The organism is Actinotalea solisilvae (assembly GCF_016464425.1).
Classification (GTDB): Bacteria; Actinomycetota; Actinomycetes; order Actinomycetales; family Cellulomonadaceae; genus Actinotalea; species Actinotalea solisilvae.
Map to the genome: position 1 here is coordinate 1 of NZ_JADDKQ010000025.1, position 21,604 is coordinate 21,604.

Below are 21,604 nucleotides of genomic sequence, written 5' to 3' on the forward strand. Positions count from 1 at the left end.
TACTACGCCCGCCCGGGCGCACCCAACCCCAGCTGACGCGTCGCCGCCGGGCCGGGGCCCGCCGGCACACGCCGGCGGGTCCGGGCCCTAGGGCCCGAGTTCTCACGTCGAGCGCCGGGAAAACTCGTCACGGCGGTCTCGACCGCCCTCACCACCCACCACCTCGGGAGCAACGCACCATGACCGCCAGGGCCCTCGGCCGGATCGTCGTCGTCGGAGCCGGCATGGTCGCGCACCGCCTCACCGACCAGCTCACCACCCGCTCGCCCGACGGCGCGTGGCAGCTCACCGTCCTGGGGGACGAGCCCGGCCTGCCCTACGACCGCGTCCACCTCTCCGAGTTCTTCTCGGGCCGCGACGCGCAGGCGCTGGCCATGGAGCCGGCCGTCTGGGACGACCCGCGGGTGCAGCTGGTGACCGGGGACCGCGTCGAGCGCCTCGACCGCGACGCCCAGACCGTCACGACCCGCTCCGGCCGCGTCGAGCCGTACGACACCCTGGTCCTGGCCACCGGCTCGTGGGCGTGGACCCCGCGGACGGAGGGGACCGACCTGCCCGGCGTCTTCAGCTACCGGACGATGGCCGACGTCACGGCGATCCAGGACTGGGTCGGCCGGCGCCGCGAGCAGCTCGGGCGGCCCCTGTGCGGTGCCGTCGTGGGCGGCGGCGTCCTCGGGCTGGAGGCGGCGGCCGCGCTGCAGACGCTCGGTGCGGCCCCGACCGTCGTGGAGTTCGCCGACCGGCTCATGAACGTCCAGCTCGACGACGGCGGCGGCGAGGCCCTGCGCGTCCTCGTCACGGGCCTCGGCATGGAGGTGCGTACCGGGACGGCGGCGACCCGCCTCGGGGCCGGTCCCGACGGGTCGGTGGCCACGCTCGACCTGTCGTCCGGCGAGAGCCTGGCTGCGGACGTCGTCATCTTCTCGACCGGCATCCGCCCCCGGGACCGCCTCGCCCGCGAGAGCGGCCTGGCGATCGGCGAGCGTGGCGGCGTCGTCGTCGGTCCGACGTGCCGCACGTCGGACCCCGCGGTCTGGGCCATCGGGGAGTGCGCGTCCTTCGAGGGCGAGTGCGTGGGTCTGGTCGCTCCCGGCAACCTCATGGCCGACGTCGTCGCCGACCAGCTGCTCGGCGGCACCCGCACCTACCGGCCGGCGCCCGAGGGCACCAAGCTCAAGGGCGTCGACGCCGAGGCCGCGAGCTTCGGCGACGTCTTCGCGCTCACCCCCGGGGCGCTCGAGGTCACGCTCGCGGACCCCGTCGCGCGGACCTACCGCAAGATCGTCGTCTCCGACGACGCGCGCACGCTCCTGGGCGGCGTCTTCGTCGGCGACGCGAGCCTGTACGCGTCGCTGCGCCCGCTGCTCGGCCGCCCTCTCGGCGCGGACCCGTCGGCGTTCCTGGCGACCGAGGGAGCCGCGCCGGCGCCGGGCGGCGACGTGCCCGACGACGTCGTCGTCTGCTCGTGCGCGAACGTCTCGGCCGGGACCGTCCGCGCGGCAGTGACCGACCACGGCTGCACGACCGTCGGCGCGGTGAAGGCGTGCACGAAGGCCGGCACCGTGTGCGGGTCGTGCGTCCCCCTCCTGACGAAGATCGTCAACGGGACCCTCGAGAAGGCCGGCATCACCGTCTCGCGCGCCATGTGCGAGCACTTCGCGATGCCGCGCGCGGACCTGTACGCGCTCGTGCGCGACGGCGGCCTGCGGACGTTCACCGAGATCGTCGCCGCCCACGGCACCGGGCGCGGGTGCGCGATCTGCAAGCCGGTCGTCGCCTCGATCCTGTCCTCGGTCGGCGCCGGGCACGTGCTGGAGCGCGAGCTCTCCGCCCTGCAGGACACCAACGACCACCTCCTCGCGAACATGCAGAAGGACGGGACGTACTCGGTCGTCCCGCGGGTACCCGGCGGGGAGATCACCCCCGAGAAGCTCGTCGTCATCGGGCAGGTCGCGGCGGAGTTCGGGCTCTACACGCGCATCACCGGCGCCCAGCGCATCGGCATGTTCGGCGCCCGGATGGACCAGCTGCCGGCGATCTGGCGCCGCCTCGTCGACGCCGGGTTCGAGTCCGGGCAGGCGTACGGCAAGTCGCTGCGCGCGGTGAAGTCGTGCGTCGGGCAGGCGTGGTGCCGGTTCGGCGTCCAGGACTCCGTCGGCATGGGCGTGCGGCTCGAGCTGCGCTACCGCGGCCTGCGCACGCCGCACAAGTTCAAGGTCGGCGTCTCCGGGTGCGCCCGCGAGTGCGCGGAGGCGCGCGGCAAGGACGTCGGCGTCATCGCGACGGAGAAGGGCTGGAACGTCTACGTCGGAGGCAACGGGGGCTTCACCCCGCGTCACGCCGAGCTCCTCGCCGAGGACCTCGACGACGACCGGCTCGTCCAGGTCATCGACCGCTTCCTCGCCCACTACATCCAGACCGGCGACCGGCTCCAGCGCACCGCGCCGTGGGTGGCGGACTACCCGGGCGGCATCGAGGAGCTGCGGCGCGTCGTCGTCGAGGACTCGCTCGGCATCGGCGCCGAGCTCGACGCGATCGTCGTCGAGCACGTCGAGGGCTACGCCGACGAGTGGCGCGCGACCCTCGAGGACCCCGAGAAGCTGCGTCGCTTCGAGGCCTTCGTCAACGCGCCCGGCGAGCACGACCCCGACCTCCGCTACGCCCCCGAGCGCGGCCAGGCACGCCCGGCCCGTCCCGGCGAGGCCGGCCACCACGACCCCGTCATCGCCCGCACGCTGGAGGTGCCGAAGTGAGCTGGACCCCCGTCTGCGGCCTCGCCGACCTCGTCCCGGAGCGCGGTGTCGCCGCGCTCGTCGACGGTGACCAGGTCGCCGTGTTCCGCCTCGCCGACGACCGTGTGATGGCCGTCCAGCAGAAGGACCCCTTCTCCGGTGCGAACGTCCTCGCGCGCGGCATCGTCGGCAGCGCCGGCGAGGAGCCCACGGTCACCTCGCCCATGTACAAGCAGGTGTGGTCGCTCGTGACCGGGGAGTGCCTGGACGCGGCCGGCAAGGCGCCCCAGGCGCTGCGCACCTACGCCGTGCGGGTCGTCGGCGGCACGGTCGAGGTGTCGCCGTGACCACGCTCGTGGGCCTGGACCTGACCGGGCGCCGGGTGCTGGTCGTCGGCGGCGGGCAGGTGGCCGCCCGTCGGCTCCCTGCGCTCGTCGCCGCGTCCGCGAGGGTCGTCGTGGTGACGGAGGTGGCGACCACCGAGGTCGCCGCACTCGCCGCGACCGGGCGGGTGGAGCTGGTGGAGCGGCGCGTCGTCGAGGCCGACGTCGACGGCGCGTGGCTCGTGCACACGTGCACCGGCGACGCGGTCGTCGACGCGCAGGTCGCCCGGTGGGCCGAGCAGCGCCGGACGTTCTGCGTCGTCGCCTCCCGGTCCGAGGCCGGCAGCGCCCGCTTCCCGGCGACGACCACGACGGGCGACGTCGTCGTCGGCGTCACCTCCGCCGGCGCGCCCGACCCCAGACGCGCGGCGGGTCTCCGGGACGCGATCGCCGACCTCCTCCTCACCGGTGCGCTCAGCGCCCGTCGGCACCGGGCCGGCGGGACCCTCGCGCCCGGGTCCGTGGCGCTCGTCGGCGGGGGACCGGGTGACCCGGACCTCATGACGGTGCGCGCCCGGTCGCTGCTCGCCCAGGCCGACGTCGTCGTCGCGGACCGGCTCGGCCCGACGTCGGTCCTGTCCGAGCTCGGGGACGAGGTGGAGGTCGTCCACGTCGGGAAGAGCCCGGGGGCCCACCAGGTGCCCCAGGGCGAGATCGAGGAGATCCTCGTCCGCCACGCCCGCGCCGGCCGGCGCGTCGTGCGCCTCAAGGGCGGCGACCCGTTCCTGTTCGGTCGCGGCGGCGAGGAGGTCCTCGCGTGCCGGCGCGCCGGTGTCCCGGTCACCGTGGTCCCCGGCGTCACGACCGCGGTCGCGGCACCCGCACTGGGCGGCATCCCCGTCACCCACCGCGGGACGGCCGACCGCGTCCACGTCGTCAACGGGCACGGGGACCTGCGGCCTGCGGACCTGGCCGCCCTCGCCAGCACCGACACCACGGTGGTGGTCCTCATGGGTGTCGCCGGCCTCGCGCGGCTGTCCGCCCAGGCGACGGCGGCGGGCGTCGACCCGGCCACCCCCGCGGCGGTCGTCTCCCACGCCGGGCTCCCCCAGCAGCGCACCGTCCGGGCCCGCCTGGACCAGATCGCGCGGGTCTGCGCGGAGGAGGGCGTGCGCTCGCCGGGCGTCGTCGTCGTCGGCGGCGTGGCCCGCGAGGACCTGCTCGTCCCGGATCTCGCCGCCGGCCCGCCCGACGGGCCGGTCGAGGCGCACCGGACGCGCGAGCTCGTCGGCGCCCCCGCATGACGGCGCCGGTCCTCGTCGCGTGCTCGCACGGGACGCGCAGCCCTGCCGGGCGTGCGGCGATCCGTCGGATCGTCGACGACATCCGTGCCCTGCGCCCCGAGCTCGACGTGCGGCCCGCCCACGTCGACGTCGAGGCGCCGGCGGTCGCCGACGTCGTCAGCGCCGCCCTGACCGGCCCGGGGGGCGGCGCCGGACCGGTTCCCGGCGTGGTCGTCGTGCCGCTCCTCCTGTCGACCGGGGTCCACGTGCGCCACGACATCGGCGCGGCCGTCCGCGCACCGCGGGCCGCGGCCGCGCGCCACCTGGGGCCCGACGAGCGCCTCGTCGACGTCCTCCACGAACGTCTGACGGAGGTGGACGTCGGGCCCGGCGACGCGGTCGTGCTGGCCGCCGCCGGGTCGAGCGACCCCAGCGCCCGGCACGACGTCGAGCAGGTGCACGCGTGGCTGGCGCAGCGGCACAGCGGCCCGGTCACCGTCGGCTACTGCGCCGCGAGCGGCCCGTCGGTCCCGGAGGCGGTCGCGCAGGCGCGCGCCGGGGGAGCGACGCGCGTCGTCCTCGCGAGCTACCTGCTCGCGCCCGGCTTCTTCCACTCCCTGCTCTCCGGGGCCGGCGCGGACGCCGTCACGGCACCGCTCGCGCCGCACCCGCTCCTCGCGCACATCGCCCTGGACCGGTACGAGGAGCGCGCCCGACGTCCCCAGCCCTGACGGTCGCCCCTGACGGTCGCCGCTGCGGCGGTCGTGGCCGGCTCGGGCGTCCCGCGCGACCCGACCGCGGCCGGCCTGGGCCCCTGGTCCCGTCGGCCGCGGTGCGCGGGCGGTCGACCCGCGGGCTTCATGCGTTCTTCATCGTTCCTCAGCACGACCTCGACCTGCGCCGTCGACGGTGAGGTGGCGCCGGACAGCCCGGCGCGCACGACGGAGGACTCCCATGGTCGCCACCGCACCCACCGCACCCAGCACGGCCGGCACGGCCGGCACGCCCCTGGCCCCGACGAGCAGGCGCGGCAGCCGCATCGCCGTCGTGACGGCCGTCCTCCTGGCCATCGCCGTCGTCGCGCTGCTGCTGCCGGCCTGGCCGGCCGGGGAGGACATGGGATCGACGCACTACATGGGCCTGCTCGCGGCGAACCAGCCGTGGAACCTGCTGCTGTTCATGGCGGTGCCCGTGGTCCTGGCCGAGACGATCGCCGTGACCGAGCTGGCGATCCTCTTCCGCCGCACCGTGCCGCCGGTCGTCGCGGGCCTCAACCGGTACGCCGGCCTGGTCTCCGGCTTCTACTTCCTCGGCGTCGTCGTCTACCTCACCAAGAACGCGGTCGTCCCGCTGACGACGGGCGGCGGCTGGCGTGGGTGGGTCGACGTCGTCGCCGTCGGGTTCTACCTGCTCGGCATCGTCCCGCTGCTCGGCATGAGCCTGCTCGAGACGCGCGTCGTGGGCGCGGCGTGGGACGACCAGCGCCGCCTCAAGGTCCACGCCACCCTGGTGGGCCTGTTCCTCGTGGTCGCCCACGTCGCGATGATCGCCGGCATGCTCGACCCGGCCGTCGCCGGGTGGGACCCCACGCACGTCATGGAGGACGGCGCGCGCATGGACGGCATGACGCACTGAGCCCGGGTCGCGCCCCGGCTGACGCGGGGCGGTCCGGCGGTCGTCACCGCGGAGTTGCGCACGGCGCGCGCGTGCGTCGCGGAGGATGGGCGGGTGCTCCCGGACCTGACGCGCCGCGCGGCCGCGGCGACGACCGCCGTCGTGCTCGCCGGGCTCGTCGCGTGCGCCGGACCGGTGCCCGGGGGGCCGTCGCCCGCGCCGGCCCCGCCGAGCACGTCCGTCGCCCCGGACGATCCGTCGCCGGGCGCCCCGCCGTCGGCGCCGGCCGAACGGGCCCTCGACCTACGTGAGCTCGAGGCGCAGTTCGGTGCGCGCGTCGGTGTCCACGTCGTCGACACGGGCACGGGCGCGACCGTGACCTGGCGCGCCGACGAGCGCTTCGCGTACGCGTCGACGATCAAGGCGCTCGCGGCCGGGGCGGTGCTCGACCTCGTCGGGGTCGCCGGCCTCGAGCAGCAGGTGCGCGTCGAGACCGCCGCCCTCGTCCCGTCCTCGCCGGTGACCGAGGCCCACGTGGGCGGCACCCTCAGCCTGCGGGAGGTGGCGGAGGCGGCCGTCACGCGCAGCGACAACACGGCCGGGAACCTCCTGCTCGAGGTCCTGGGCGGTCCGGCGGGGCTCGACGCCGCGCTGACCGCCCTGGGCGACGACGTCACCGTGGTGTCGCGCGTCGAGCCGGACCTCAACGAGGCGGTGCCCGGCGACGACCGCGACACGACGACGCCGCGCGCCCTCGCCGGCGACCTCCGTGCCTACGTCCTCGGAGACGTGCTGGACGAGGCGGAGCGGGGCGTGCTGCGGGACTGGCTCGTGGGGTCGCAGACGGGCGCGACGCTCGTCCGCGCCGGCCTGCCCGCCGGCTGGGTGGTGGGGGACAAGTCCGGGACCGGCGGCTACGGCACCCGCAACGACGTCGCGGTGGCCTGGCCTCCCGGTGGGTCGCCCGTGGTCGTCGCCGTCATGTCGGACCGCGGCGTACCCGACGCCGAGCGGGGACGACCGGCTCGTCGCCGAGGCCGCGGCCCAGGCGGTGCAGGCGCTGACCGCGGGCTGACGCGCCGCCGCCGGCCGCCCGCCGCCCGCCGCCCGCCGCCCGCCCGCTGCGCGACGCCCCCCGCCGGGCCCGCTACGCGGTGCGCCGGGCGAGGAGCGTGGAGTCGTCGACGTCGTGCGTGACGCCGTCGCGCGTGACGGTCCGCGGTCGCTGCTCGACGACGAGCACCTCGAACCCCTCGGGCAGGCCCGGCAGGAGGTCCTCGGCGAGGAACATCGCGCGGCGGTGCGCGCTCGTGAGCTGCGTGTGCCCGTCAGACGGTGCGTGGCCGACGACGAGCAGGTGCCCGCCCGGGGCGACCGCCGTCGCGAGGCGCCGCGTCGTGGCGACCATGCCGCCGTCCGGCGGGTGCAGGAAGTGGGTCGTCACGAGGTCCCACGTCCTGCCGGCGGCGTCGAAGGCGCGGGCGTCGACCTGCCACCAGTCGACGCGGTCCGCGACACCGGCCGCCGCGGCGTGGCGCGCCGCGCGCGCCAGGCCGTTGGCGGAGAAGTCGGCCCCGGTGACGCGCCAGCCCTGCTGCGCGAGCCAGACGACGTCGGCCCCCTCGCCGCAGCCGACGTCGAGCGCCGTGCCCGGCGCGAGCGGCGTCACCTCGGCGACGAGCTGGGCGTTGGGGCGCCCGGACCACACGGGCGCGTCCCCGGAGTACCGCTCCTCCCAGCCGTGCGGCTCGAACAGGGCCGCGGCCTCGTCCTCGGTCGGGCGGTGCTCGTGCGCGGTCATCGGGCGGCTCGTCTCGGTCCCATGCCGGGAGCGTGCGCGCCGCGGCGCCCCGGTGACAAGTCCCGTTGCCGGAACGGCAAGCGCACGACGGGCCCCGGGCTCACCCCTGGGAGGACGGCGCCGGCGGCGCGGTCGCCGCGTCGACCCGGGCGACGAACTCCAGGACGGCCGCCGCGAGCCGGTCGGGCGCCTCGAGCGCGGCGTAGTGCCCGACGCCGTCGAGCTGGGCCTGCGCGACCTCGCCGCGCGTCACCTGGGCGAGGGTCGCCGCCGTGAACGGGCCGCCCCCCGCCCCGACCGCCAGCACCGGCATCGTCAGCGGCCGGGTCGCCGCCAGGTCACGGAGCTCGTCGCCCTCGGTGAGCATCGACCGGTAGAGGCCGGACGCGCCGCGCCAGCCGCCCGGGACCGCGTAGGCGCGCGCGAGCTCGGCGACGTCGTCGGGACCGACGGCGTCGGGCGTGGCGGTCAGCGGCCCGAACGCCCAGCGGCGGAGCAGCTCCTCCTCGCGCCCGGGGAAGAGCAGGTCCGCGACGCCCGGGGTCGCGAGCGCGCCGATGTGCCACGAGCCGCCGGCCCGGACGTCGGCGAAGGCCTCGAGCCCGAACCCGGCGAGCCCCATCTCGACCGCGGTGAGGCTCCGGACGTCCTCCGGGTGGGTCGCGGCGAGGCGGAAGGCCGTGCCGCCGCTGATGTCCTGCGCGAGCAGGTGCACGGGCCCGGCACCGAGGTGCGCGACGAGCTCGTGGAGGTCCTGGGCCGACGTCGCGCTGTCGTACGGGCCGTCGCCGTGCGACGAGTCGCCGAAGCCCCGCAGGTCGACCGCGACCACCCGGTGGCGCGTCGCGAGGCGCGGGACGACCTCGTGGAACGCCCACCACGTCTCCGGGAACCCGTGGACCAGCAGGACCGGCGAGCCCGTCGACCCCGCCGAGACGTAGTGCAGCTCGGTGCCGTTGACTGCGGCCCGGTGGTGGGTGAGCCCCTCGACGTGGGACTGCTGCTGGACGACCATGACGACCTCCTTGAAGACAACCTGGTTGACCATTATAGACAACCTGGTTGACGGATGTCGATCGGGCGGCGGCCGTAGCCTGAGCCTCATGTCCCGATCCGGCGCCGAGCTGGCGCTGCTCCTGCTCGGCAGCTACCGCACCCTCGTGGACGCCGTGGTCCGTGAGCTCGCCGACCGGGGGTACGACGACGTCCGGCCGGTCCACGACTTCGCGATGCGCGCGATCGTCGCGGGCGCGGACAGCGCGTCGGCGCTCGGCCGGAGCCTGTCGGTCTCCAAGCAGGCCGCCGCGAAGACGATCGCCGTGCTCGTGGACCGCGGCTACGTCGCGACCGCCCCCGACCCCCGCGACGCCCGCCGCAAGCGGCTCGAGGTGACGCCGCTGGGGCACGAGGTCATGCGCGAGGGCGAGGCGGTCTTCGACCGGCTCCACCGCGAGCTCGCCGCGACCCTGGGCGCGGACGCGCTCGCCCTCCTCGAGGAGCAGCTCCGTGTCGTCGTCGGGGACACGCCCGTCCGGCTCGAGGCCCCGGGATGGGTCGCGCAGGACCTCTGACGAGCCGCCGCGGGCACGCTCAGGCCGCGACGGCGCCGAGCCGGTCGAGGACCGCGCGCGCGGCGACGCGGCCGGCGCGGTTCGCGCCGATCGTGCTCGCCGACGGCCCGTAGCCGACGAGCTGCACGCGCGGGTCGCGGACCGCCGTCGTGCCGTCGAGGCGGATGCCGCCGGCGGCCGCGCGCAGGCGCAGCGGCGCGAGGTGGCCGACGTCCGGCCGGAAGCCCGTCGCCCAGAGGATCGCGTCGGCGCGCTGCCGGCTGCCGTCCGGCCAGACGACGCCGTCGGGCTCGATCGAGGAGATCATCGGCCGCCGGTCGGCGTACACGCCGCGTGCGGCAGCCGCGCGCTCCTGCGCGCGGAGCATGAGTCCCGTGACGCTCACGACGCTCTGCGGCGGCAGACCCTGCCGCACCCGCTCCTCGACGAGCGCGACGGCGGCGCGTCCCTCGTCGGGCGTGAAGGGCGTGGTGCGCCACACGGGCTCGCGGCGCGTGACCCAGGTCGTCGACGCGACCTCGCTCAGCTCGGCGAGGAGCTGGACCGCGGAGAGCCCGCCGCCGACGACGACCACGTGGAGGCCGGCGAGCTCGTCCGGCCCGCGGTAGTCGCGGGTGTGCAGCTGCCGTCCGGCGAACGTGCCGGCGCCCGGGACCGCGGGGACGAACGGCCGCTCCCACGTGCCCGTCGCGTTGACGAGCGTCCGCGTGGTCCACGTGCGCCCGGACCCCGTGACGCGCAGCAGCCCGGCGCCGTCGTCCTCGACGCGGTCGACGCGGACCGGGCGCACCACGGGGAGGCCCTGGCGCCGCTCGTAGTCGCCGAAGACCGCGGGCACGACGGCGTTCGCGCGCTCGCGCGAGGTCGGCGGTGGGGCGTCGTCGGGCAGCGCGGCGACGCCGTGGACGTCGGCCATGGTGAGCGTGTCCCAGCGGTGCTGCCACGCGCCGCCGGGTGCGGGGTTCGCGTCGAGGACGACGACGTCGGTCCACGGGCGCAGGCCCAGGCGGAGCAGGTGGTGCGCCGCGGAGAGGCCGGCCTGCCCGGCCCCGACGACGACGGACTGCAGCACGGGCTCCACGTCGGGGCAACGCCGGTGCGCGGGGAACTCTTCCGCGGCATCAGCGCACCGGAGGCGCGGCGACGACGGAGGCGGCGTCAGCCCTCGGCGATCCGGCCGAGCCACTCGGCCAGCAGTGCGCGCTCGGGCTCGGTGAGGCGTGTCAGCCCCGGCAGGGCGGCCGTCAGCGTGCGGGCGGCGACGGCGACGGGCTCGGCGCCGGCGCCCGGTGCCGCGTCCGTGGTGATCGCGGCGACGACCGCCTCGCGCGTGACCTCGGCGACGTGCAGGTCGCGCTCGTCGGGCGGCTGCGTGAGGAGCAGCAGCGTGGTGCCGCGGCCGGCGGCCTGCACGACGCGGGCGGCGGTCGCCTCGTCGACCCGGAGCCTGCCGGCCGCGGCGATGCGGCGCACGATGCCCAGGAGGATCTCGTCCGAGCGCCGGACGGCCGGCGACGGCTCGCCGGGTCGCGGGACGCCGTAGATCGCGGTGTAGACGGCGGGGTGGGTCAGGCCGAACTCGAGGTGGAGGTCCCAGCCACGGCGCAGGTCGTCGACCGGGTCCTCGGCGCGCTCGCGGGTGGTCTTCGCGACCACGTACTGCTCGAAGCCCCGCTCGGTGACGGCGTCGAGCAGGCCCTGCTTGTCGCGGAAGAGCCGGTAGATCGCGGGCGCCTGGACGCGGGCCGCCGCGCTCACGGCGCGCGTGGACATCGCGTCCGGCCCTCCCTCGTCGAGCAGGCGCGTCGCCGCCTCGAGGATGCGGTCGCGCGTCGTCGTCGGCATGCGCCGCACGGTAGCACCGTTGGCTCCCCCTGATATTGCCAACGCTAACTCTTGACAGGTATCGGCGATTCGGTAACGTTGATGTTATCGCCGATACCAAGGAGCCACGATGACCGCCACGACCACCGCCCGACCCTCGTCCGCAGCCCTCCTCGCGCTCGTCACCGGCGGCAGCCGCGGGCTGGGCCGCAGCAGCGTCCGCCACCTCGCGCAGGCCGGGGTCGACGTCGTGCTCACCTACCGCAGCAACGAGGCGGAGGCGCGCGCCGCCGTCAGCGAGGTCGAGGACGCGGGTCGCCGCGCCGTCGCGCTGCCGCTCGACACGTCGACCACCGCGGGCATCCCCGCGTTCGTCGACGAGCTGGCGCACGTCCTTCCCGAGCGCTTCGGCCGCGACACCGTCGACCACCTGGTCAACAACGCGGGCACCGGGCTGCACCGGCCGCTCGCCGAGACCACCGAGGCCGAGCTCGACGAGCTGCTCGCGATCCACGTCCGCGGACCCCTGTTCCTCACCCAGGCGCTCCTGCCGACGATCCGCGACGGCGGCCGCATCCTGTTCACGTCCACCGGGCTCACGCGGTTCACGCTGCCGGGCGGGTACGGGGCGTACGCGGCGGCGAAGGCGGCGGTCGAGGCGCTCGCGCGCTACTTCGCGCTCGAGCTCGGCCCGCGCGGCATCGCCGTCAACACCATCGCGCCGGGCGCCGTGCAGACCGACTTCGCGGGCGGCGTCGTGCGCGACGACCCGGCCGTCAACCAGGCGGTCGCCTCGATGACCGCGATGGGGCGCCCCGGCCTGCCCGACGACGTCGGTGCCGCCGTCGCGGCGCTGCTCACCGGAGGGACGGGCTGGATCACCGGGCAGCGGATCGAGATCTCCGGCGGGCAGCGGCTGTGAGCGGCGTGGACGGGCGCCGCCCCGCCGGACGTGCGCGACCCGGCCGGGTCGCCGGTGTCGCGCTCGCGGTCGTGGTCGGCGGCGGGCTCGCCGGGTGCACGCCGCCGCCGACGCCGGCCGAGGGGCCGACGCCGGTCCCGAGCGCGTCCGCCGCGCCCGCGTCCGCGGCGGGCGCCCGAGTCGTCCCCGGCGCCGTGGCCGAGGTCGCGAGCGGGCTCGTCATGCCGTGGGGCCTGGCCTTCCTGCCCGACGGGACGGCTCTCGTCTCGAGCCGGTCCACGGGGGAGGTGCTCCACGTGCGGGGCGACGGGACCCCCGCCCGGGTCGTCGGCACGGTGCCCGGGGTCGAGGTCAGCGCCGAGGGAGGGCTGCTCGGCATCGCGGTCTCGCCCGGCTTCGCCGACGACCGGACGCTCTACGCCTACGTCTCCTCGGCGCCGACCAACCGGGTCGTCGCGCTGCGGGTCGGCGAGGACCTGCGCTCGCTCAGCCTGGAGCGCGTCGTGCTCGACGGCATCCAGACGGCCGACCGCCACCACGGCGGCCGCGTCGTCGTCGGGCCCGACGGTCACCTGTGGATCGGCACGGGCGACGCCTTCGAGCCCGAGAACGCGGCGACGCCCGACTCGCTCAACGGCAAGGTGCTGCGGATCGCGACCGACGGCTCGGTGCCCGCGGACAACCCCTCGGGCACGCCCGTCTACTCGACGGGCCACCGCAACGTCCAGGGCATCGCGTTCGGTCCCGACGGCACCGCGTACGCGTCCGAGCTGGGGCACCGCACGTGGGACGAGGTCAACGTCCTGCGGCCCGGCGTCGACTACGGGTGGCCCGCGTCGGAGGGCACGGTCGGCGGCCACGGCGAGCTTCCCCTCGTCACGCTGCACCCGGACGACGCGTCCCCGTCGGGCGTCGCCTACGCGCGCGGCTCCCTGTGGACGGCGGCCCTGGGAGGGCAGCGCCTGTGGCAGGTCCCCGTCGACGGGCCCCGCGTGACGGGGGACCCCGTCGCCTGGCTCGCCGGTGAGCACGGCCGCCTCCGCACGGTCGAGGTCGCGCCCGACGGCTCGCTCTGGGTCGTCACGTCCAACACGGACGGGGCGACGTGGGGCGGCACGGAGCCCCGACCCGGGGACGACCGCATCCTGCGTGTCGAGCTCGTCGAGAGCTGAGCAGCCCGGCCCGGCGCCCGGTGGGCCCCTCGCGCGGACGCCATCGACGGCCCGTAGTGTTGCCGCGTGACGGCGCCGGCGACGACCGGCCGGCGGCCCCCGCCGCCCGTCACCTGACACGTGAGCTCATGAGGGAGATCTGATGCCCGGCGGTCTTGCTGCGCTCCTGGACGACGTCGCCGCGCTCGTGAAGCTCGCCGCGGCCTCGGTGGACGACGTCGGCGCCGCAGCCGGTCGCGCGAGCGCGAAGGCGGCGGGCGTCGTCATCGACGACACGGCCGTGACGCCGCGCTACGTGCACGGGTTCACCCCCGATCGCGAGCTGCCCATCGTCCGGCGGATCGCCGTCGGCTCGCTGCGCAACAAGCTGCTGTTCATCCTCCCCGCGGCGCTGCTGCTCAGCCAGTTCCTGCCCTGGCTGCTCACACCGATCCTCATGATCGGCGGCACCTATCTCGCCTTCGAGGGCGCGGAGAAGATCTGGGAGCTCGTCAGCGGGCACTCCAAGCACGCGAAGGCCGTCCCGGCCGCGGCCGTCGGCCCCGACACCGAGAAGACGATGGTCTCGGGCGCGATCCGCACCGACTTCATCCTCTCGGCCGAGATCATGGTCATCGCGCTCAACGAGGTGGCGGACGAGCCGCTCGTCTCGCGCGCCGTGATCCTCGCGGTCGTGGCCCTCGGCATCACCGTGCTCGTCTACGGCGTCGTCGCCCTCATCGTGAAGATGGACGACATCGGCCTGCGGCTCGCGCGCACCCGCCACGGCGGCGTCGCGACCGCCGGCCGGCTGCTCGTCCGCGCCATGCCCAAGGTCCTCAGCGTGCTCTCGACCGTCGGCATCGTCGCGATGCTGTGGGTCGGCGGCCACATCCTCCTCGTCGGCGTCGACGAGCTGGGCTGGCACGCGCCCTACGAGCTCGTGCACCACCTCGAGGAGGCCGTGCACGACGTCGGCGGCATCGGCGGCTTCCTCGCGTGGCTCGTCAACACGCTCGCCTCCGCGGTCATCGGCCTGCTCGTCGGCGCGGTCGTCGTCGCCGTCATGCACGTCATCCCGCGCCGCGGGGGCCACGGCGACGCCGCCGCCCACGGCGCTGCGGCCCACGACGAGGCCGCAGGCCACGGCGCCGCGGCCGACGACGACATCGCAGGCCACGGCGCCGCGAGCCGCAGCGACACCGAGGCGCCGGGGCCCGGCCCCGCGCACTAGCGCCGTCCGGGGCGCGGGACCCGGGGGTCAGCCCGACGCCTCGAGGGTGTCGACGTGCTCGCCGACCGTGTCGGTGCGCAGCGCCTCCATGAGCGCGGCGAACGGGGCGGGGTCCGGCAGGACGACGTCCTCGCCGCCGGCCGCCTCGCTCGTGGGCGCCGCGACGACGTCGACGTCGTCGGGCCGCAGCTGACGCAGGCTCGCGAGCAGCCCGACCATCGTCGCGCGGTCGAGGCCCTCGTCGACGGCGACCGAGCCGGACACGACGTCGAGCAGCAGCGGCCAGCTCGTGGGGTTGCCGCGCACGTCGTCGTCGGCGACGCGGTCGAGGATCGCCTCGAGCCAGGCGAGCGCGCGCAGCGGGCGCGAGCCCTGGTCGGCCGAGCCGTGGACCAGGAGCAGCGCCTGCTCCCCGGAGAGCCGGTGCTCGCCCGCGGGCACGACGACGCGTCCGCCCGCCACGACGGCCTCGGGCACCGCCAGGTCGACGCCGCCGAGCGCGTCGGTGAGCCGCGCGAACGTCGCGGCGTCCGTGAGCGCCACGTGGTCCACGCGCACGTCGGTCACCTGCTCGACGGCCTGGACGGCGCCGGCCGGCCCGCCCTCGGCGAACGCCGACCGCAGCGTGGCGTCGTCGCCCGCGGCAGGGTCGCCCGCCGCGAGGTCCGGCGGCAGCGCCACGACCTGCGCGCTCTCCCGGTCCGCGGCCACGCGCGCGAGCAGGACGACGTCGGTGACCTCGGCGGCCTCCGCCCAGGCCTCGGGACCGGAGCCGACGTCGTCCGCGGAGCCGAGCACGAGGATCGTCACGGGCTCGGCGACCGGCTCGCCGGCGGGCACCTCGGGCTCGGCCGGCGCGGGCCGGGACGGCAGCCCCGCGAACGGGTCGGGGAAGCGCTCGATGCGGTCGTCCAGGCGGTCCAGCGCGACGAGCGAGGCGGTCGTGACGGCGACGACCAGGACGACGAGCGACGCGAGGACGACGAGCGCGACGTCGCGCCGCCGGCGGCGGCGGCGCACGGCCGGTCGCGGCGGGACGACCACGGGCGGCTCGTCCGACTCGGGCCCGGGCACGGGACGCACGGTGGCGACGACCGCTCCGACGGCGGCCGTGAGCTCGGCGAACGTCTCGTCGTAGGCGCGGCGGTCGTGACCGAAGGGGTCGGGGACGTCGTCCTCGACGGGGTCGAGCGGCGCCGTCCGCCCGCGCTGCGGCCCCGCCGCCCCGACGAGCGCGCGCAGACGCTCGAGCGCGTCGCCGTCGGGCAGCGCCTCGGGCCCGAGCGACCGCGCGACGCGCGCGAGCTCGGGGAGGGTGAACGTGCGCCGCAGCGCCGCCGGCACGCGGCGGACCACCTCGGCGCGCTCCTCGCGGCTCGCGGTGAGGACGAGGTCGGCGTCCTGGACGAGCTCGATGGTCAGCTCGCGGGGCGTGTGCCCGTCCGCCGGAGCACCCGTCGCCGCGAGGAGCTCGACGAGCGGCTCGGGCACCGGCTGCTCGAGCGCCGCGTGCGTCCCCGCGCTCGCGACGTCGATCGCGTCGGCGCCCGGCGCCCCCTCCAGACCGGCGCGCAGGAGCCGCTCGGCGGCGGCGGAGCGGCACAGGTTCATCCCGCCCACGACCAGCACGCCGAACCGGCCCGACGTGGCGTCGGGCGCGTCCCCGGGGGGCGGCCTCATCGCCCCATTGTGGGACGAACCGGACACCGTGGATACGGCATGTCCGCGGGGAGGGCCGCGGGGGCGGTCGACGCCCTCGGGCCGGGCCTGCCCGTGAGCCTGTCCGAGGGCCCGGGCGGCGCGGTAGGAAGGGGCATGGCTCCCGACGCCGCGGCCGTCGCCGCACCCGTCCTCGTCGTCGGCGCCGGGCCCGCGGGCCTCGCGGCCGCCGCGGCCCTCGGCCGCCGGGGCGTCCCGGCCGTCGTGCTCGAGCGGGCCGACGTCGTCGCGTCGTCGTGGCGCGGCCACTACGACCGGCTGCACCTGCACACGACGCGCCGCATGTCCGCGCTGCCCGGGCTGGCGATCCCCCGGTCGGCGGGACGCTGGGTGAGCCGCGACGACGTCGTCGCCTACCTCGAGCGCTACGCGGCCCACCACCGGCTCGACGTGCGTACCGGCGTGGAGGTCACCGCCGTCGTGCGCGACGGCGACCGGTGGCTGCTCGAGGGCACCGAGGCGGCCGGCGACGGCGAGCCGCTCGCGTCGCCCCACGTGGTCGTCGCCACCGGCTACAACCACGTCCCGGCGGTGCCGGCGTGGCCCGGCGTCGAGGCGTGGCCGGGGACGCTGCTGCACGCACGCGACTACCGGGCGCCCGCCGCGTTCCGCGGCCGGGACGTGCTCGTCGTGGGCTCGGGCAACACGGGGGCCGAGATCGCGGTCGACCTGGCCGAGGGTGGCGCGGCGCGCGTGCGGCTCTCGTTCCGGACGGCGCCCAACATCGTGCGGCGCAGCACGGCCGGGTGGCCCGCCCAGGCGACGGGCGTGCTCGTGCGCCACCTCCCCGTGCCGCTCGTGGACCGGATGGGGGTGGTCGTGACCCGGCTCGGCGTGCCGGACCTCACCGCGTACGGCCTGCCGCGCTCGACGGTCGGCGTCGCGACCCGCGTGCGTCAGGGCACGGTGCCGTTGCAGGACGTCGGCCTGGTGGCCGCGGTGCGCGCGCGCCGCGTCGAGCCGGTGCCTGCCGTCGTCGGCTTCGAGCCCGATGCCGTGGTCCTCGCCGACGGCGCCCGCGTGACGCCCGACGTCGTCGTCGCGGCCACGGGCTACCGGCCGGGTCTCGAGTCGCTGCTCGGCGGGCTCGGCGTCCTGGACGCGCGCGGGCTGCCCCGCGCGCGCGGCGCCCGGACGGCGCCCGGAGCGCCGGGGCTGTACGTCACGGGCTTCACGAACCCGATCAGCGGGATGCTCCGGGAGATGCGGATCGACGCGGTGCGGATCGCGCGCGCCATCGCGCGCGAGCGGGCCGGGGCCGGGGCTCCGTCCGTCGGGGTGGCGCAGCGCTGACCGCGGCCGCGGGCGGCGGGACGGCGTGCGGCGTCGCGAGCGACGGCCGCGGGGCCGATGATGGGACGCATGGTGCGGCAGGCCTTCTCCCCGGGCGACCTCCTCGTCGCCGTGCCGCACCTCGAGGACCCGAACTTCCGCCGGTCGGTCGTCCTGCTGCTGCACCACGACCGCGAGGGCGCGCTCGGCGTCGTGCTCAACCGTCCGCTCGGCGTGGACCTCGGCGCCGTGCTGCCCTCGTGGCAGGACGTCGTCAGCGAACCGGCGACGCTCTTCCAGGGCGGTCCCGTGGGCCTCGACGGCGCGCTCGGCGTCGCGACGCTGCGCGCGGGCACGGAGCCGCCCGCGCCGGTCACCCGGATCTCGCCTGCCTTCGGCCTCGTGGACCTCGACGGCGACCCCGACGTCCTCGGCGGCCTGCTCGGGCTGCGGGTGTTCGCCGGCCACGCCGGCTGGGGCTCGGGGCAGCTCGACGCCGAGGTGGCCGCGGGGGACTGGTACGTCGTGCCCGCGCTCCCGTCGGACGCGATCGCGCCCGACCCCGCGGTGCTCTGGCGCCAGGTGCTGCGTCGCCAGGGCGGCGCCATGGCGATCGTCTCGACCTTCCCGGACGACCCGCGCCTCAACTGACGGCCACCCGGGGCGGCCGCCTGGGCGCGGGGCCCGAGGTCCCGGATATCTCACCCACAGGTCCCGGACGGGACGGTGGCGCCGGTGGAACGCTGGTGGTGCGGACCGGTCACCCGGCCCGCCGGCCCCACGGGGCGCAACCCGTCCCGGGGGCCGATGGCGGCCACCACCCGCCTGCCCGACGACGCGCAGGAGATCCCCGTGCACCCCGACCTGTACCTCACGATCTACCGCCAGCAGATGCGCCGGCTCGAGCAGCGCCTCGAGATCCAGTGCGCGACGGACGCCCGCGGCGCCGGCACCCGCCGGCAGGAGCGTCGGCACACGCCGCACCTGCCGCACCTGCCCCTGCACCGGCGGTCCGCGCAGCACCGCTGAGCCCGCCCGGTCGCGAGGCCGGGGACGCACGGCCTCGCCGGCCGGGGGACGAGACGTCCCGGACATGAGCCGGACACCCGGCCGGACGGCCCGTGGCCCTACCGTGTGACCATGGTGACTGCTGCGCGCATCGAGGCCACGGCCTCCACCGCGGCCGACAGGGTCCTCGGCGGCTTCGCCCGGGCGTTCGCGTGGTTCACCGCGCGCCCCTGGTGGCAGCAGGTGGGCATCGTGTGGGCGCTCGGCCGGGTCTTCTCGGTGCTCGTCGTGCTCACGGTCGCGCGCATGCAGGCCGAGAACCCGTGGTCGCCCGTGCGGCCCGGGTACTTCGAGTACATCGACGGCTGGGACGCCGGCTGGTACCACAAGATCTACGACGAGGGCTATCCGTCCCCGCTGCCGCGGGACGCCGAGGGGCACGTCGAGACGAACCAGTGGGCGTTCTACCCGATGCTCCCGGGGCTGTCCCGCCTGGTGCACGCCGTGACCGGCGTGGACTTCCGGTACAGCGCGCCCATCATCGCGACGATCGCGAGCCTCGCGCTGTGCCTGGTGCTGTTCCGGCTGTTCTCGACGCGCGCCACGGCGCCGGTCGCGCTCACCGCGGTCGCGCTGTTCTCCTTCCAGCCGGCCGCGCCGATCCTGCAGTTCGGCTACGGCGAGTCCCTCGGGATGCTCCTGCTCGTGGGGATCTTCCTGCTCGTGCTCCAGCACCGGTACTACGCGGCGGTCCCGCTCGTGCTCGTCATGAGCGTCACGCGGCCGATGGCGGCCCCGCTCGCGCTCACCCTGCTGCTGCTGGGCATCGGCTGGTTCATGCGGCGCGACCGCGAGCCGGTCGACGCGCGGCGGTGGTGGGGCCTCGGCGTGCTCACCGCGGTCTCGGGCCTCGCGACGTTCGTGTGGCCGGCGGTCGCCGCCGTGACGACCGGCGAGCTCACGGCGTACTTCCAGACCGAGGGCGCGTGGCGCGGCGACGAGCACCCGCTGCCGGGCCAGCTGTGGTTCAACATCGGGATCCGGCTGTTCGGGCGGCCCTTCGGGCTGCTCGCGCCGATCCTCTTCGGGCTCGGGCTGGTCGTCGTCATGGCGACCAGGACCGTCCGTCGGCTCGGCGCGCTGATGTACCTCTGGACCGCCGTCTACCTCTTCTACCTGCTGGGCACGATCGCGCCCAACGGGTCGCTGTTCCGGCTCATGATGCCGACGTTCCCGCTGTTCCTGGCGGCGTCGATGGCGTCGAGCTCCAAGGCCTACCGGACCGCGCTGATCATCGGCTCGATGGTCGCCCAGATCGTCTGGGTCGCCTGGCTGTGGCACTGGTCGGGCGTCGGGCTCCACGGTGCGCGAGAGTCGAACCCCTAGGGACGGCACGAGCAGCGGCACGGGGGTGGCCGGGTGGCGAGGAAGCGCGACGCGCGCACGGGCGAGCTCGAGACCTACCGGTCGATGCGCGACTTCAGCCGCACGGCCGAGCCGGCCGGCGGGCCGCCCGAGCCGGAGCCCGACGGCGCCCTGAGGTTCGTCGTCCAGCGCCACCGCGCGCGCCGGCTGCACTACGACCTGCGGTTCGAGATGGGCGGCGTGCTCGCCAGCTGGGCCGTGCCACGCGGCCCGACGCTCGACCCGGCGGCGCGGCGGATGGCCGTCCACGTCGAGGACCACCCGCTCGAGTACGCCGACTTCGAGGGCGTCATCCCCTCCGGCGAGTACGGCGGCGGCGACGTCATCGTGTGGGACCGGGGCACGTGGGAGCCCCACGGCACCGACGACCCGGTGGCCGCGGTCGCTGCGGGCGAGCTGCACGCCGAGATGCACGGCGAGCGCCTGCGCGGGCGCCTCGTGCTCGTGCGCCGCGGCGAGGCCGACGAGCACGGCAAGGAGCAGTGGCTCCTGCTCCACAAGCGCGACGAGCACGCGGTCGAGGGCTGGGACGCCGAGGACCACCCGACGTCCGTCGTCTCGGGCCGCACCAACGACGAGGTGAAGGCCGACCCCGACCGGCTGTGGCGCTCGGACCTGCCCGCCGCCGAGGCGTCGATCGAGCTCCACCCGCCGGTGCCCGCGGGCCCGACGGACGACGAGCTCGCGGCGCTCGACGACCTCGGCGCGGGCGGCACGTGGGAGGTCCTGGGCCGCAGCCTGCGCCTGACCAACCTCGACAAGGTGCTCTTCCCCGGTCGCGACGGCGAGCCGGACGTCACCAAGCGCGAGCTCGTGCGCTACGCGGCGCGCATCGCACCCGTCGTCCTGCCGTACCTGCGCGGTCGGCCGCTCAACATGCACCGCTACCCCGACGGCGCGGCCAAGAAGGGGTTCTGGCACAAGCAGCTCCCCTCGCACGCGCCCGCGTGGGTGCCGCGCTGGGACAACCCCGAGGCCGACGACGGCGAGAGCACGACCTACCTCGTCGTCGACGAGCCCGCGGCGCTGGTCTGGGCGGCGAACTTCGGGGCCCTCGAGTGGCACGCGTGGACGTCCCGAGCGGCCGACCCGCACCACCCGACCTACGCGCTCGTCGACATCGACCCGGGCCCGTCGACCGCGTGGGACGACGTGGTCCTGCTCGCGCGCCTGCACCGCGACGCCTTCGCCCACCTCGGCGTGCGGGCGTACCCCAAGCTCACGGGGCGGCGGGGCATCCAGGTGTGGGTGCCGATCGCCGTCAGGCCGGGCTTCGACGAGGCGCGCGCGTGGGTCGAGCGGCTCTCGAAGACCGTGGGCGCCGTGGTGCCCGACCTCGTGAGCTGGCGGTGGGAGGTGCGCGACCGTGGCGGCCAGGCGCGGCTCGACTACACGCAGAACGCGATCAACAAGACGCTCGTCGCCCCGTACAGCCCGCGCGCGGCGGCCGGGGCGCCGGTGTCGGCGCCGATCACCTGGGACGAGCTCGACGAGGAGTGGCTCCGCCCCGACGCGTTCACGATCCGCACGGTCCTCGACCGCCTCGCCGACCGCGGCGACCCCTTCCGCGGGGTGCTCGAACCCGGCCAGACCCTCCCGCCCCTCACCTGACCCGTCGGCCCCACCGCCCCCGCCCTTCTCGCCGAGGTCGCTGGTTCACGTCGAGGTCGCTGGTTGCAACCAGCGACCTCGACGGCAACCAGCGACCTCGGCGTGGGTGGGTGG

The 21,604-nt window shown here is 76.3% G+C and carries 20 protein-coding genes; 15 read left to right on the forward strand and 5 right to left on the reverse strand.

The window, feature by feature from the left end:
* Positions 1–179 precede the first annotated feature (179 nt).
* The 6 genes from nirB to bla all read left to right on the forward strand — a co-directional run bounded on the left by nirB (position 180) and on the right by bla (position 7,149).
* The gene (gene nirB, locus JIG38_RS17710; RefSeq protein WP_199424585.1) at positions 180–2,753 is read left to right on the forward strand and encodes a nitrite reductase large subunit NirB; all 2,574 of its coding nucleotides are present in this window, start codon (positions 180–182) and stop codon (positions 2,751–2,753) included.
* Positions 2,750–3,079 (forward strand): nitrite reductase small subunit NirD, encoded by a 330-nt coding sequence (nirD, locus tag JIG38_RS17715; protein WP_199424584.1) that lies wholly within the window; start codon positions 2,750–2,752, stop codon positions 3,077–3,079. Before nirB ends, nirD begins: the two co-directional genes overlap by 4 nt.
* Entirely contained in the window at positions 3,076–4,359 is a 1,284-nt protein-coding gene (gene cobA, locus JIG38_RS17720; protein ID WP_199424583.1) for a uroporphyrinogen-III C-methyltransferase, read from the forward strand. Before nirD ends, cobA begins: the two co-directional genes overlap by 4 nt.
* Complete coding sequence (locus JIG38_RS17725; protein ID WP_199424582.1) at positions 4,356–5,069, forward strand: sirohydrochlorin chelatase; 714 nt, start codon at positions 4,356–4,358, stop codon at positions 5,067–5,069. The genes cobA and JIG38_RS17725 overlap by 4 nt, the downstream gene beginning before the upstream one ends.
* A 223-nt stretch (positions 5,070–5,292) precedes the next feature.
* Positions 5,293–5,973 (forward strand): DUF6803 family protein, encoded by a 681-nt coding sequence (locus tag JIG38_RS17730; RefSeq protein WP_199424581.1) that lies wholly within the window; start codon positions 5,293–5,295, stop codon positions 5,971–5,973.
* Between the two features lie 93 nt (positions 5,974–6,066).
* The gene (gene bla / locus JIG38_RS17735; protein WP_307844953.1) at positions 6,067–7,149 is read left to right on the forward strand and encodes a class A beta-lactamase; all 1,083 of its coding nucleotides are present in this window, start codon (positions 6,067–6,069) and stop codon (positions 7,147–7,149) included.
* Here bla and JIG38_RS17740 read toward each other — a convergent pair.
* Positions 7,100–7,753: a class I SAM-dependent methyltransferase gene (locus JIG38_RS17740; RefSeq protein ID WP_199424580.1), complete on the reverse strand. Its 654-nt coding sequence runs from the start codon at positions 7,751–7,753 to the stop codon at positions 7,100–7,102. The two genes, bla and JIG38_RS17740, sit on opposite strands and share 50 nt — an antisense overlap.
* A gap of 100 nt (positions 7,754–7,853) precedes the next feature.
* Positions 7,854–8,801 (reverse strand): alpha/beta fold hydrolase, encoded by a 948-nt coding sequence (locus tag JIG38_RS17745; RefSeq protein WP_233405063.1) that lies wholly within the window; start codon positions 8,799–8,801, stop codon positions 7,854–7,856.
* A gap of 55 nt (positions 8,802–8,856) precedes the next feature.
* Here JIG38_RS17745 and JIG38_RS17750 point away from each other — a divergent pair, with 55 nt between their 5' ends.
* Positions 8,857–9,324, forward strand: coding sequence for a MarR family winged helix-turn-helix transcriptional regulator (locus tag JIG38_RS17750; RefSeq protein WP_199424579.1), 468 nt, complete (start codon positions 8,857–8,859; stop codon positions 9,322–9,324).
* Positions 9,325–9,343: 19 nt separating this feature from the next.
* Here the strand turns inward: JIG38_RS17750 and JIG38_RS17755 are convergent, their stop codons facing one another.
* Together JIG38_RS17755 and JIG38_RS20460 are read right to left on the reverse strand one after the other, a co-directional pair.
* Entirely contained in the window at positions 9,344–10,396 is a 1,053-nt protein-coding gene (locus JIG38_RS17755; protein WP_307844952.1) for an FAD-dependent oxidoreductase, read from the reverse strand.
* A gap of 86 nt (positions 10,397–10,482) precedes the next feature.
* The gene (locus JIG38_RS20460) at positions 10,483–11,169 is read right to left on the reverse strand and encodes a TetR/AcrR family transcriptional regulator (RefSeq protein WP_233405062.1); all 687 of its coding nucleotides are present in this window, start codon (positions 11,167–11,169) and stop codon (positions 10,483–10,485) included.
* A 109-nt stretch (positions 11,170–11,278) separates the two neighbouring features.
* Here JIG38_RS20460 and JIG38_RS17760 point away from each other — a divergent pair, with 109 nt between their 5' ends.
* From JIG38_RS17760 to JIG38_RS17770, 3 genes are all read left to right on the forward strand, one after another.
* Positions 11,279–12,070: an SDR family NAD(P)-dependent oxidoreductase gene (locus JIG38_RS17760; RefSeq protein ID WP_199424578.1), complete on the forward strand. Its 792-nt coding sequence runs from the start codon at positions 11,279–11,281 to the stop codon at positions 12,068–12,070.
* On the forward strand, positions 12,067–13,242 hold the full coding sequence (locus tag JIG38_RS17765; protein ID WP_307844951.1) for a PQQ-dependent sugar dehydrogenase: 1,176 nt from the start codon (positions 12,067–12,069) through the stop codon (positions 13,240–13,242). The genes JIG38_RS17760 and JIG38_RS17765 overlap by 4 nt, the downstream gene beginning before the upstream one ends.
* 142 nt (positions 13,243–13,384) lie before the next feature.
* On the forward strand, positions 13,385–14,455 hold the full coding sequence (locus JIG38_RS17770) for a DUF808 domain-containing protein (protein WP_199424577.1): 1,071 nt from the start codon (positions 13,385–13,387) through the stop codon (positions 14,453–14,455).
* Between the two features lie 27 nt (positions 14,456–14,482).
* On the opposite strand, the gene JIG38_RS17775 is transcribed toward JIG38_RS17770, so the two are convergent.
* Entirely contained in the window at positions 14,483–16,135 is a 1,653-nt protein-coding gene (locus JIG38_RS17775; RefSeq protein WP_199424576.1) for an LCP family glycopolymer transferase, read from the reverse strand.
* Between the two features lie 39 nt (positions 16,136–16,174).
* Between JIG38_RS17775 and JIG38_RS17780 the strand changes: the two genes are divergently transcribed.
* From JIG38_RS17780 to ligD, 5 genes are all read left to right on the forward strand, one after another.
* Entirely contained in the window at positions 16,175–17,467 is a 1,293-nt protein-coding gene (locus JIG38_RS17780; protein ID WP_233405061.1) for a flavin-containing monooxygenase, read from the forward strand.
* 69 nt (positions 17,468–17,536) lie between these two features.
* Complete coding sequence (locus tag JIG38_RS17785; RefSeq protein WP_199424575.1) at positions 17,537–18,097, forward strand: YqgE/AlgH family protein; 561 nt, start codon at positions 17,537–17,539, stop codon at positions 18,095–18,097.
* Positions 18,098–18,253: 156 nt separating this feature from the next.
* Positions 18,254–18,475: a hypothetical protein gene (locus JIG38_RS17790; RefSeq protein WP_199424574.1), complete on the forward strand. Its 222-nt coding sequence runs from the start codon at positions 18,254–18,256 to the stop codon at positions 18,473–18,475.
* A 111-nt stretch (positions 18,476–18,586) separates the two neighbouring features.
* On the forward strand, positions 18,587–19,840 hold the full coding sequence (locus JIG38_RS17795; RefSeq protein ID WP_199424573.1) for a hypothetical protein: 1,254 nt from the start codon (positions 18,587–18,589) through the stop codon (positions 19,838–19,840).
* 33 nt (positions 19,841–19,873) lie between these two features.
* Positions 19,874–21,490, forward strand: a complete 1,617-nt coding sequence (gene ligD / locus JIG38_RS21160) for a non-homologous end-joining DNA ligase (protein ID WP_307844950.1) — start codon at positions 19,874–19,876, stop codon at positions 21,488–21,490.
* Positions 21,491–21,604 lie beyond the last annotated feature (114 nt).